Genomic DNA, 12,767 nt, shown 5'->3' with positions numbered 1-12,767 from the left:
TGTTATGAATTGTGCATTATTACCATTACTTTAGGATACCTACTATTTTATTCCAATTTTAGCTAACTGGCATTACTTAAAGTAGGGCGTCCTTTTTGAAAGTAAGGATAGAACGAAGGATGAAGGCTCTGCGCTATTCGTTTGGCAGAGCCGGAGTATTGTCTTGATCCGTAGAAAATAAATCTAATTGACCTTCTGGAGTGGAACTTTGATCGGATTCGTTTTCAGTTGATTGTTCCCTTTTTTTTGGTGTTTTATGAGTGTATAATTTCTCAAAAGGAAGTGGATACTTTGATTTCTTATTGTATTCTAGTAAAAGAGCTTCTGCGAATCCTAATGAACCGGCACGACGTTCTCTGGCAGTACGACTGATTTCCCTGACAGAGACACGTCCCACTTTTTCTTTAAAGGTGTCATCTTTCATTGTTTCTCCATAAGCATTATCCAGACGAGCAATAGCATTAAGCATATTGGAACTAAAGGACATAGGCGCACCTTCCCATGTGGCAACGCAAAGGCGTAAAACACGATCAAGAGTGTGAAAGCCATATTTTTCATAGATATTAATTAAAGTGGATACAGCACATATACCTCCGGGGCGAGAGGAAGAGGTAATAGTGAGATCATACGATTCTACAAGGTCACGAATAATAAGTTCTCTATCATTACCAGCTTCAATGTTAGCCATGAATATTTCATAAGGCAATAACGATTTGACATATTTCATCTGGTTTGCAAAAATATCTGCTTCTTGGGTGTAAGCAAGATCATCATAGACCATACACCAGACAGGAGTTTCTCTTGATCCAGAGACGAGAGCGACAATTTCTATAGTGTGTTGTCCGTTGAACACATAATTGATTCCATCACGTCTACTCACTTTTACAGGATTTATCTGATAAAGGTCAAAATTAGTAGCAGCACGCTGAACGTGTTTGATGGACAGATTACGTTGGTAATCTTGATTTGAACATAAATTTTTAATTGGTATTTGCTCAAAATGCACTTGAGGAACAAACTTTTGTAAATCTTCGGTATTTCCATCCATAATTATATTTCCTCCAATTTTTTTAAAATGTTATTTGTGGTTGATATTAGGCACATAAGCTGATATTTAAGCTTATTTTTTGCTGTATCAGATGCAATTTTAAAATCTGAAACTTTTAATACTCTTTCGATAGAACTGTTCCACGAGGGAATCGTCAGCGTAAGACTTGCAATTTCCGCATCCGGATCGAATTGTGGCAGGTTGTGTATAGAAGGAATAGGAACGGAAGATTTTTTCTCTGACATTGGTTTGGCGTAATTATTCCATAGTAATTCCCTTTTCATATCATGATAACTTAGATGTTCTATCTTTTCGGCAAGAATGTAGTTATTTAGACTTAAAAGCTGCTCTTTTGATAATCCTGAAAGTTCAATAATATTAGCTTGAGAAATCCAGAGCTGACCGGAACGGACTCTTTTGACAAGATCCGGAACTTTTTCATCAATTATATCTAGTGCATGACTATAGGCAGAATATTTGTGAACGGTAGCCATTGCTACATTACATTCTTCGGATACTTTTTTTGCTGCGATGCTTGCACCGGAAATATGAGATTTATTCGTAGATGAAAGTTGTCTTGCGGTTAATATTTTTTCAGCATCATATTTTTTCCCAATCAGGTATTTTTTATTGGTATTGGTTAAATCCTCTCGTTTAAGTTGGTCAGTACATATCCATGAAATTACATCTTCTTTACTGGAAAAATGGAGTCTTTTTATGCGGAAAGGAATACTGTGTTTGCGAAATAATTCATATGCTTCTAATCCATTAATGACAATACCATTCCATGTACAGATGGGGGTGTGATAGGAATGACATAATATCTGTTGTTCAAGCTGTTTATAATCTTTTCCACTGAGATATTGATACAAATTTGTGAATTCTGGCTTTGTTTTTAATGTATATATACTATAATTGCGCATACTCATCCCCCATTATTTCTGATTTAAATTCTGCTTGTGGCAGTTTTGTGATGATATTATCCATGGAAAATAGAGCTATTTTCTTATCTGGGTAAATATTGCCTTCTAAACGAAAAATATTAAATTTCTCCCAAGAAAGGTTAAGCTGGGAAAGTGAATATAGTAATTCTCGGCTATACAATTCATAGCTGTTACCATTGATAACAAAATAATCTTTAACTTTATGTGCCAATTTATCCTCTGCACAACTAGCCTTTATACCTATCATTTTTTGAGCAGGATTAACAAGAAGTTGAATATATTCTGGGTTACCAATTTGACGGAGTGTATTGCGATGGATTCGTATACGGTTCTTTTTGAAGTCAATACATATTAGTGGATGGGAAGAGGGTGTTTCCCAAACAAAAAGATATTAAGAAACAGCCCATGTTTACCTGCTTGCAAACAAAAGAATATTGCTACTAGACTAAGAGATACTACATAAGTGTGTTGGTATCTCTTTTTTGTTGCCGTGAAACAGCAGACTATTTCATTTCTGCTTGATTACCTTAAAACTTATTAGTCTATGGTTTGTCAAGGGCTTGTTGCGTGAGAAATGCTGAATATCACCCTTTACAAAACATAGGCTGATAAGTAACTTTTCAAAAGCAGAAAAGAAATGGCAATGCTTATAACAATATGATATAATGCAGATGAAGACAAAAAAGGAATTTGTCGAGCTGGTTAGTTCGAGATAATTTTGAGTTTGTTAAGATGTGGTGCACTTGATGGAATCACAGGTACGACATCATATTATGGAGGATGAAATAGATGATAGGTTTGATTGTTGCGAGGTCAAAGAATAATGTTATAGGCAAGAATGGTAATATACCATGGAAAATAAAGGGAGAACAAAAGCAATTTAGAGAGTTAACAACGGGTAATGTGGTTATTATGGGGCGAAAGTCTTATGAAGAAATCGGTCATCCGTTGCCTAATAGAATGAATATTGTTGTTTCCACCACAACAGAGTATCAAGGAGATAATTTAGTTTCAGTTAAATCATTAGAAGATGCATTATTATTGGCTAAAGGACGAGATGTATACATATCTGGTGGATATGGACTATTTAAGGAAGCTTTGCAAATAGTAGATAAAATGTATATCACAGAAGTAGATTTAAATATTGAAGATGGAGATACATTCTTTCCAGAATTTGATATCAATGATTTTGAAGTTTTGATAGGGGAAACACTTGGTGAGGAAGTGAAATATACGAGAACATTTTATGTAAGGAAAAAATGAATTGAGTAAATTTTGGATTTAGGGTGTTTTCATAAATATATTGCTTTTTATGCATATATAAATTGTTGTAAGACAAATTCCAGTTGAACCAAATCGCTGCGCGATGGCCTGCCAAGGCTGTGGCGCAGTTTTTCTATTCCTACATAAAAAAGCAGTGGAAACCAAGTCCTACAAGTAGTATTGTTAAGTCACCACAACCAACAATCAAACAGGATCGACATTACCACTGCCTATGAAAAGATTAACACCAAACCGTTCTTTTAGCAAGCGGTTTTATTATTCCAATGCACCTCCATGTAAGCAGTGATACCTTGAATTGCTGACTTTTACATGGAGGATTTATTATGTACGAAAAATATTTTGAACAGCTTAAAGAGGAATGTCTGATTCGTAACCGTTCTTCTAGAACTGCAGAAACTTATATATCAAATATCACTTCTTTTATGAAATGGACAGGTAATAAACCTATGGAAGAACTTTGTCTACAGGATGCCAGAGAATTTATTCTTTTCAAAAGGAAAAGTGGAGTATCTGCTTCCACATGTAACTTTTATAATTCTTCCATCGCATTTCTATATAAACATGTACTTCATATACCTTGGGATCAGGACATTGTTCCCAGAATGCGAATTGATGCACGTCTTCCAGAAGTTCTTTCACTTAGTGAAGTGGAAGCTCTGATTGCTACTGCTTCACACATCCGAAACAAAGCAATCATTGCACTGCTTTATTCATCAGGACTTAGAGTCGGAGAACTTGTGAAGCTTAGGGCTGAAGATATATACATGAGCAGGATGCAGGTTTATGTTCCCCAAAGCAAAAATCATCGTGACCGCTGGACAATACTCTCATACCGGGCACTTGAACTCTTAAAAGAGTATTGGAGAAGTTACCCTATTAAAAGAGACTATCTGTTTGTTTCTTTGGATGAACCTCATGAACCACTAAAAGTAAGTGGTGTTGAGATTATGCTTCGAGCTGTTGGAAAAGATGCAGGATTAAGCGTTCATCCTCACACTCTCCGTCATTCCTTTGCCAGTCACATGATTGAACAGGGTGTTCCCATTAATTATGTCCAGTCTATGCTTGGACATCGCTGTCTGGAATCGACACAGGTTTATATCCATATCTCCAACAAAACAGTAATGGGAATTAAAAGCCCATTAGATCATCCACAAAAGAAAAAACGCGGTCGCAAACCTAAGAAAAAGGATGGTGATTCTAATGAGTAATGTAATCACCATTCAGGATGTTTTTCATCAGTTCCTTCCGAAATACAGTGAAACACATCTTTTTTCTTCCGAACAGCATATGGCAGCACTATGTATCTCCAAATGCAAAACTGCCGAAATGGGAGCTAATATCAGTGAATGTGAATCCTGTCACAAGAAGTACATTCATTATAATTCCTGCAAGAACAGACACTGTCCGATGTGTCAGGGTATGGAAGTCGATGAGTGGATTGATAAACAGCAGGAAAATGTACTTGATGTTCCGTACTTTCATACCGTATTTACAATTCCGGAAGAACTGTATCCTTTAGTGTATTCGAATCAGAAGCTTTTATATGATGCACTGTATCATGCAGCACATCTGACTATGACTGAACTATCTTCTGATCCAAAACATCTTGGAGCAAGAATCGGATACATTTGTGTACTTCACACCTGGGGTTCAAGAATGAATTATCATCCCCATCTTCACACTATAGTTCTTGGCGGTGGTCTGGATTCCACTAATCATTGGAAAGATAAAGGAAAAAAGTTTTTCTTTCCAGTAAAAGTGATGTCAGCTGTATTTAAGAAACATTACCTGAAAGAACTCAAACTGCTTCGTGAATCAGGAAAACTGCAATACTCTGGAACATCACAAAAATTTCAAAATCATTATACTTTCAAAGAACTATTAGATACGCTTTATGTCGGGTAAGAGACTGGCATTACTGCCAGCCCCTCCCCTAAGAACCGTACGTGACAGTTTCCCGTCATACGGCTCAAGCCTATCGTAAGGCCTCGTGTAAAACGAAACCCGGCTCAAATCAGGTAACCTGGTTCATGCAGATTTCGGTGACACCAGGGATGTACCATAATAGCAGGCCATTTCCTGTTGTTTCCCGTGACGAAATGCGTTTTAAACCCTGTTTCAGATGTGATTTTTTCTCCGCAGACAGGGCAGCACCTTTTCTGGCTGTTCCAGATTTTGACGAGTTTTTCCCGCCCTTTGGTGCTGTTCAGCATTCTTTCACCGTCACGTTCCTCATAATATCCCGTCCATTTCTCATCGAACGGATTGGCTTCAGCGGCAATTTTCTTGAAGCGAATAATTTTCGTGTTTGCCGCGTATTCCAGCTTGAGGTATTTTTCATCGAAATCCTTACCGCGAAATGCAGGCTCCGCCGCAAACGTCCACGTCCGATTATCAATGTGATGCCAATATTTATTAGCAATCCATCTCTTGCCTTTCCGTTTGTGTCTGCGGCAAGCCCACCTCCATAGGCACTCGAAAATCCTGTGGTCAACCAATCCAAAAATATCCGCCGAAACTACATAGCGGTGGTAATTGACCCAACCGCGAATGACAGGATTTAGCTTGCAAATGAGCAAGTCCTGTGTAGCGGTTTTGTTCTCCCTAACGATAGCCCGCACTTTTTTGAGGAAGGATTTTATCGCATTCTTTGATGGTTTGATGAGCAATTTTCCGTTGTATTTCCGAATGCTCTGCCCAAGGAAGTCAAAGCCGTCGCTGATGTGCGTAATCACCGTTTTTTCCTCTGAGAGTTGCAGACCGCGCTCCGCAAGAAAATCCTTGATGATAGGCATAACCTCGTTTCGCAAAGTTTCCGGGCTTTTCCCGGTAACGATAAAGTCGTCGGCATATCGCACGAAGTTAATCTGGTCATAGACAGTTTTACCTGCCACCGCCCGTCTCATTGGGAATCTCTCTTTCAGAATGCGCTCCAGTCCGTCTAAGGTCATGTTCATCAAAACTGGCGATATTGTGCCGCCCTGTGGAGTTCCTTCTTCTGTTGGAAAGAGTTTTTTGGTTTCCACAAAACCGCATTTCAGCCATTTCCCGAGCATTTCCTTATCCATTGGAATGTTTGCCAACAGCCAGTTATGGCTGATGTGGTCGAAGCACCCTTTAATATCTCCTTCCAAAATCCATTGTGGAGAACCGGCTCTGCATAAATCGTTGAAGCATTGGGCCTCTGCGTTTACCATACGCTACCGTCAGACAATCCAGGATTCCCACACTCTCACTATCCGTTTGGCTGAGGAGGCTCAAAATATCCGGAATCGTATTCTGTCCACATTAGAAATTGAAACTGCAAATGGGTATGTACACCTTTTATATAACAAATTTAGAGAAACTCTCGTACATGATATGACAGAACAGCAGTTTGCGGATATGTATGCGCAAACTTTAGTCTATGGTCTTTTCTCTGCAAGATGCATGGACGAGACTCAAGATGATTTTAATGCAGCAGAGGCTGTGGAGTGCATCCCAAATACAAATCCTTTCCTTAAAAGTTTGTTACAGGAATGTCTGGGTTCCAGTAATTCCAAGAGTAAACTCTCTTTTGATGAACTGGAAGTGGGAAATATTGTAGATCTTCTTCTTCATACAAAGACAGACTTCATCATTGCTGACTTTAACAGACAGACAGGCGGCGGGCGTGAAGATCCTGTAATCCATTTCTATGAGGAATTCCTTTCCGAGTATGATAAAACTCAAAGAGTTCAGCGTGGGGTTTACTATACACCGCAGCCGGTAGTCAATTTTATTGTCCGAGCCGTTGATGATATCTTAAAGGAAGATTTTGGAGTTGTTGATGGCCTTGCATCAACAGATAAAAAGAAAATCAAATTTCTTCGTCAAAGTAAAAAGCGAACTGACGGCCTATTTCGGAATATGGTTGAGGATGAAAAAGAAGTGCCTGCCATTCAAATTCTCGACCCTGCAACAGGAACTGGCACTTTCCTGCGTCAGACCATTCTTCAAATTTATCAAAATTTCTGTGATGCTCGTAAAGGACAATCGAAAGATACAATTCAGGCTGAATGGAATGCATATGTTCCCGACCATCTTTTGCCACGTATTAATGGCTTTGAACTAATGATGGCTCCATATGCTGTTGCCCATATGAAATTGGCGATGATTCTCAAGGATACTGGATACAAGTTTGACAGTGATGAACGATTGCAGGTGTATCTTACCAATACACTTGAAAAACCAGGTAATTCCGAAGCTCAGTTGACATTATGGGAAGACCCTCTTGCATTTGAGTCTGTATCGGCTAATGCCGTAAAGAAAAATACTGGCATAAATGTAGTCATCGGAAATCCGCCATACAGTAACAGTAGCATTAATCGTAATGAATGGATATTGGATTTGATTGCTCTTTATAAACAAGGCTTGAATGAAAAAAAGCTTAATCTTGATGAAGACTCCATTAAATTTATTCGTTACGGTCAATTCATCTGTGAGCAGGCTGAAAATTCTGTGCTGGCATATATTTCCAATAACAGTTTTCTGACGGGTGTTACACATCGAAAGATGCGCTATGAATTGCTTCGTACTTTTAACAAAATTTACATCATAAATTTGCACGGTGACTCAAATCGGTTAGAAAAATGCCCCGATGGTAGTAAAGATGAAAATGTTTTTGATATCCAGCAGGGCGTCAGCATTCATATCTTTATCAAAGAGAAACGTGGTAGCAGTGCGCCTGCGAAAGTTAATTACATTGATTTGTTTGGTACCCAGCAACACAAGTTGGATGTTCTTAACAAATCTTCCCTGCACAGTTTACAGTGGGAAAAAATTGAACCTAAAGCTCCATATTACTTTTTTGACAACAAGGACTACTCTGGAACGGATGTCTATGAACAAGGCTTTTCAGTAGCAGATCTATTCTTGGAGAAAAACACGGGTATCCAGACCAAAAACGATGCACTAACACTTCAAGACAGCCAAAGCGATATTGAAAACTTGGTTCGTGATTTTACAACACTCTCTCCAAAAGATTTATCAGTTAAGTATAACATAAAGAGTGGAGGCACCTGGACTGCAGAAGCTGCAAAAGCAGATATAATGCGGGGGGAATATCATATAATCCCAATACTGTTCAGACCTTTTGATGTGAAATACTCTGTTCTAACAAACAAATCGAGTGGATTTTTAGGACGACCACGCTATTCTACCATGATTCAGATGTGTTTTGATTTTCAGAATTATGCTCTTCTAGTTGGACGTCAAAATAAATCTGATACAATAGATAGTTTCCTTGTAACGGACTTGGCTTCAGAGATGAAGTGCGCTGAACGTACAATTCAGTCTTATCATATGCCTTTGTTTATAGCAGAGACAGACATGATTCATAATACTATTCGTCCGAAAGCAAACTTTGCAACGGATATTGTAAAGGTCATTGAACAGCATCTAGGTCTAAATATGGATTGGCACCAGCAAAGAGTATCCAATGGTTTTACTGCCGTTGATGTATTGGATTATATTTATGCGATTCTTTATTCGGAAGATTATAGAAATCAGTACAAAAATCAATTGAAAATTGACTTCCCGAGAATCCCATATCCAAAAGATGCAAACTATTTCTTCTCTCTTGTAGCTTTGGGAAGGGAGTTGCGTGAGTTGCACTTAATGCATAATAGATTGGACGAAGGAAACATTGCCTACGTGCCTGGTGAAAATTCTTTGGTTGAAGTGCCAAAATATAAATCTGGTTCTATAATAATTAATAAAACTGGTGCTCGCTTTATAAGCGTTCCTGTCGAGATATGGAATATGGGTGTAGGGGGATACCAACCTCTCCAAAAGTGGTTGAAAGATCGTAAAGGCGACTTCTTATCTGCCAACGAAATTGAGCACTACATTCAGATGATTGCAATACTTATTGAAACAAAAAGAATTGTATCCAAAATTAAAATCTGACCAGTAAAAGGAAGCTTCCAAGTTTGAAGGAAGCTTCCTTTTATGCTCCAACCTAGTAAACGCAAAATAGCGAGTATCCTACATTTTGAGTGGCTGCGTATGCAACCACAATACTATAATTTTTTGATTCCTACCGGCAAATGTTCTGACCAGCAGTAGTTTGTACATTTGAGCCACAGGGTGATTCGGAAGTATCTGTGTGGAATGTAGTGATGGACAAAATTTGATTTTTTAATATCAAATAACATTTTGAAAAGGTAAAATTTTCTTAAAAAATTCAAAGCGAAGGATGTCAACAAATAAGCGTTGATGTCCTTTCTTGCTTTTTGGGGGGATTGAAAAATTTGAAAAATAATATAAGCGTAAAAATCAGGATGAATAAAAAATGGGAAATTTGAATTGTGCGGTATGTACGATTTTTTTATTTTTTGTATTTTTTAATTTTGGATAGGGAACCAAAATTGGCAATTTTGCGGAAGTGTATACACACTTCCTGTCCTTGCTATTTTTTAATCACATAGTGATTTCACAGGGATATAGGGCTGTTTAGCCTATTTTCTCTCCCTGTGTTGTGACCGAAGAAATTCGGGGAACTAAGTATATATTTATGCTGAATGTGAGGAACTGGGGAGCACAATCCTCAGCAAGATTTCAACATCCGGAAAATGCCATATTGCTAAAATAGCGATATGGTATTACCGGGGTGGATCTTGCTCTAGTGTGTACAGTAACCTCGGTATAAATAGAAAGAGTGGGTTTGGGGAATCCCCAGCAAGATGAAAACCTGATGAAAGAACATTTGTCTGAAAGACAATATTGTTAAACACAGGTGGATCTTGCTCTGGGGAAAATGAGAAACTTGTGAGAAATATTATGTAGGGATATTTGCTGTGTTCTCAAAAATCGGAAATAGTGGTAATATGAATTGGAAAAGTTGGAATTATGGTGATGATGTAATGCAAACTAAAGAAAAAGCGAAGGAGCAAAATTATGAATGAATGGGATAAATTATTTGAGAAATGGAAAAATGAGTTTTGCTTTGATGCGTTTATTTCGGATGGAATAGTTGATGTAGAATATTATGAAAATCCGCATGTTTTGTTTGTGCTTAGAGATATGAATTGCCAATCAGAACGGAATTTGTGTGATGATTTGCGTAGAGATGGAAGTGGTTGGAAGACATGGAACAATATAGGCAGATGGTCAAAGGCATTACTGGATGGTAATGAAGAATATCCACGTGATATGTCTAAAGAAAATCGTGTTGAACAGCTAAAACGTATTGCAGTGATGAATCTGAAAAAAGAGGGTGGCATCAGTCGAACAAAGGGAGATGAACTGCTGAATTCGGTTAAGGCACAACATAAAAGAATTTTTGATGAAATATGCTTGTGCGATCCGGACATTATTATTTGCTGCGGATTGACAGCATCAGGAATAACAGGGAATGCAACATTGCTAAAGGAGTATGTGTTGCCTAATTCTACAGAGTGGAACTCGTTTCGTTCTATTATATTTAATCGTGATTGGTGGTATTACTTTACTGAAATGAGTGGTAAAAGGATTCCTGTCATTAGTTTTTGCCACCCACAGGTAACAAATCTTGAGGGGTGCAGAGGACATGAAAGACTTTTTGCTCCACTGTATAGGGATATGTTGCATATAAGAGAACTGTTTTTAAAGCTATAGAATCAAGGAAAGAGGAAAAAGTGATTATCACGCATTATCGATTCAAGCCTAAAGTATTTGTCGATTCAAATATAATGAGAGGAAGTACCCATTACATTTTTGTGATGGGGTATTTTTTTGTAAATTCACTTTTATTCATTTTTGAATAAAAGTATTTTGGATCAGCAGCCGGTAGAAGCAGATGGTTATAAATAGTTTTTGACAACTATGAGTGCAAAAACAGAAAGCTGCGAAAATTTATTTTGAGCTAATAGCAAAATTTAATATTTTGTGATATCGAGGGTATGGGGAATCGTAATCTCCATCAAGTTCGCCAGAGAATCAAAATCCAGAAACTGGGTTTTGAGTTACTCTAGGCGATACTTGCTTTAGAAAATGATTTGCCATAATGAGCTAGAACATGGGAGGTAAAATCGTTATAAAAAAGAGAGAGCCCATAAGCAACTCTCTCTGTGATAAAATCAAATAGTTATAGTATCAGTGATTCAGTAAGATTACAAAAATCCTTAACAGGAATATTTTCTTTAAGCGGTAACGCTGTTTCTAAAAAGGTTTCGTCTGCAAATCTTTCGAGATCAGAATCAAAATGTATAATTGAAGCTATTGAATTTAATTGGTATGGAGGAATTGTAACAAAATAATCATAATCTTCGTAAGAAGGAGTAGCGCAAGAAACTTTGATTTTTCCGTCCAATTTCAATTTTGCAAATTCTCCATAAATGGCAGTTAAGGCTTTTTTCCTTTCTTCATCAGAAGTAATTCTATCTACATATCTAATATACCAGTAATCTATATTTCCTTCTTTGAACTCAATTAAATAATCGTATGATCTGGGCGTTCCGGATTTTATTGTCCATTCGATTTTATACAGACTTGTCATCATGGAAAGACCACGCATTAAAGTGGAAAAAAACTTTTCATGTACCTGAACAGTAGAGAGATCCGGAGAAAATCCATTGTCAGCAATTATCTTCTTTCGTTCCTGTATTTTCCGAGGTGAATATCCAGTAGCATCATATAATTCATTGATAAGTTCTGGATCATCAATGGCTTTTGCAATTTTATCAATAGTGCTTTTATATGGTCGCCCTGATCGGGTGCCATTGAGCATTCGAGAAATAGTCGCATTGTTTATGCCGGTTTGTTCAGATAATTCTTTTTGTGTTTTTGTGTGTAAAATTGTTTGAAGTATATTGATGAATCTTTCCTGATCGTAAACGCTGTCGGGATCTATTAATGTACTTGGATTTGATAAAAATTCGTTCATTCCAATCTCCTTTTGACTTCTTTGACTTTTTTAAGTTGACTTCTTAACCTTTATCTTATCAATTATGTCCCCAAAAATCAATTTTAAATATAAAGAAATCAAAGAAATCATTAATTATAGTTTTAAGAAGTCAAAGAAGTCAAATACGCAATTGACATTTTGACTTCTTTGTGTATAATGTAAGATAAAAGAAGTCAAAGATATCAAAGAAGTCAAAAAGAAAGGAGGGCTGTGGATTGAAATATAGGGTTGTTTCAGTTTTGAAAGATAATAGACCACGATTTTTGATTATTTCGGATATAGAAGAAATTGCAATCCTTCCATCAAAGTATTTGAAGCATCTGGATCAGATTAATGCTTCTCCGAATACTGTAAAATCCACAGCCTTCGCACTTTCATATTATTACAATTTTCTGCAGGAACAAACGATAGGATTGGATGAGGTTACATTGCTTTCCTATTCGGAGCAGAATAAACATTTTATTGATTTCTTGTATTGGGTTAAGGGTGGAAAGCATACGGAGCACAATACACAGACGAGCAATAAGACCTGCAATATGTATCTTGGTGCAGTCTTCAGATACTACCAGTTCTTGACACTGGA

8 protein-coding genes and 3 pseudogenes are annotated in these 12,767 nt (G+C 37.3%); 6 read left to right on the top strand and 5 right to left on the bottom strand.

The annotated features are described in order from the left end of the window. Window positions 1-133: 133 nt before the first annotated feature. The 3 genes from WMO25_RS07730 to WMO25_RS07720 are packed head-to-tail and all read right to left on the bottom strand — an operon-like array spanning window position 134 to window position 2,239. Window positions 134-1,048: a DUF6551 family protein gene (locus tag WMO25_RS07730; protein WP_349084834.1), complete on the bottom strand. Its 915-nt coding sequence runs from the start codon at window positions 1,046-1,048 to the stop codon at window positions 134-136. Between the two features lie 2 nt (window positions 1,049-1,050). Then, the gene (locus WMO25_RS07725) at window positions 1,051-1,971 is read right to left on the bottom strand and encodes a hypothetical protein (RefSeq protein WP_349084833.1); all 921 of its coding nucleotides are present in this window, start codon (window positions 1,969-1,971) and stop codon (window positions 1,051-1,053) included. Beyond that, window positions 1,958-2,239: a hypothetical protein gene (locus WMO25_RS07720; RefSeq protein WP_349084832.1), complete on the bottom strand. Its 282-nt coding sequence runs from the start codon at window positions 2,237-2,239 to the stop codon at window positions 1,958-1,960. The genes WMO25_RS07725 and WMO25_RS07720 overlap by 14 nt, the downstream gene beginning before the upstream one ends. 542 nt (window positions 2,240-2,781) lie before the next feature. Between WMO25_RS07720 and dfrF the strand changes: the two are divergent. The 3 genes and pseudogenes from dfrF to WMO25_RS07705 all read left to right on the top strand — a co-directional run. Continuing rightward, window positions 2,782-3,277: pseudogene (dfrF, locus tag WMO25_RS07715) on the top strand (trimethoprim-resistant dihydrofolate reductase DfrF). 322 nt (window positions 3,278-3,599) lie between these two features. After that, window positions 3,600-4,487, top strand: a complete 888-nt coding sequence (locus tag WMO25_RS07710) for a tyrosine-type recombinase/integrase (RefSeq protein ID WP_002587840.1) — start codon at window positions 3,600-3,602, stop codon at window positions 4,485-4,487. After that, window positions 4,480-5,175, top strand: a pseudogene (locus tag WMO25_RS07705) (IS91 family transposase); the annotation flags it as partial. The gene WMO25_RS07710 and the pseudogene WMO25_RS07705, both read left to right, overlap by 8 nt. Before the next feature lie 113 nt (window positions 5,176-5,288). Here WMO25_RS07705 and WMO25_RS07700 read toward each other — a convergent pair. After that, window positions 5,289-6,476, bottom strand: coding sequence for a reverse transcriptase domain-containing protein (locus WMO25_RS07700; protein WP_349084830.1), 1,188 nt, complete (start codon window positions 6,474-6,476; stop codon window positions 5,289-5,291). A gap of 46 nt (window positions 6,477-6,522) precedes the next feature. Here WMO25_RS07700 and WMO25_RS07695 point away from each other — a divergent pair, with 46 nt between their 5' ends. Both WMO25_RS07695 and WMO25_RS07690 read left to right on the top strand, forming a co-directional pair. After that, entirely contained in the window at window positions 6,523-9,207 is a 2,685-nt protein-coding gene (locus WMO25_RS07695; protein WP_349084829.1) for a type ISP restriction/modification enzyme, read from the top strand. 990 nt (window positions 9,208-10,197) lie between these two features. After that, window positions 10,198-10,896, top strand: a complete 699-nt coding sequence (locus tag WMO25_RS07690) for a hypothetical protein (RefSeq protein ID WP_349084828.1) — start codon at window positions 10,198-10,200, stop codon at window positions 10,894-10,896. Between the two features lie 469 nt (window positions 10,897-11,365). Here WMO25_RS07690 and WMO25_RS07685 read toward each other — a convergent pair whose 3' ends face one another. Continuing rightward, entirely contained in the window at window positions 11,366-12,163 is a 798-nt protein-coding gene (locus WMO25_RS07685; RefSeq protein ID WP_349084826.1) for a helix-turn-helix domain-containing protein, read from the bottom strand. 236 nt (window positions 12,164-12,399) lie between these two features. On the opposite strand from WMO25_RS07685, the pseudogene WMO25_RS07680 reads away from it, so the two are divergent. Continuing rightward, a pseudogene (locus WMO25_RS07680) lies at window positions 12,400-12,767 on the top strand (tyrosine-type recombinase/integrase); the annotation flags it as partial.

Source organism: Coprococcus intestinihominis (assembly GCF_040096555.1).
Taxonomy (GTDB): domain Bacteria; phylum Bacillota; class Clostridia; order Lachnospirales; family Lachnospiraceae; genus Coprococcus_A; species Coprococcus_A intestinihominis.
The sequence above is the reverse complement of the archived record's forward strand: the minus strand, read 5'-3'. Positions and strand labels throughout refer to the sequence as shown.

What these genes read in the sequence shown, in the direction of transcription:
- WMO25_RS07730 (WP_349084834.1), bottom strand. Translation starts at nt 1,048, where the DNA reads ATGGATGGAAATACCGAAGATTTACAAAAGTTTGTTCCTCAAGTGCAT.
- WMO25_RS07725 (WP_349084833.1), bottom strand. Translation starts at nt 1,971, where the DNA reads ATGCGCAATTATAGTATATATACATTAAAAACAAAGCCAGAATTCACA.
- WMO25_RS07720 (WP_349084832.1), bottom strand. Translation starts at nt 2,239, where the DNA reads ATGATAGGTATAAAGGCTAGTTGTGCAGAGGATAAATTGGCACATAAA.
- WMO25_RS07710 (WP_002587840.1), top strand. Translation starts at nt 3,600, where the DNA reads ATGTACGAAAAATATTTTGAACAGCTTAAAGAGGAATGTCTGATTCGT.
- WMO25_RS07700 (WP_349084830.1), bottom strand. Translation starts at nt 6,476, where the DNA reads ATGGTAAACGCAGAGGCCCAATGCTTCAACGATTTATGCAGAGCCGGT.
- WMO25_RS07690 (WP_349084828.1), top strand. Translation starts at nt 10,198, where the DNA reads ATGAATGAATGGGATAAATTATTTGAGAAATGGAAAAATGAGTTTTGC.
- WMO25_RS07685 (WP_349084826.1), bottom strand. Translation starts at nt 12,163, where the DNA reads ATGAACGAATTTTTATCAAATCCAAGTACATTAATAGATCCCGACAGC.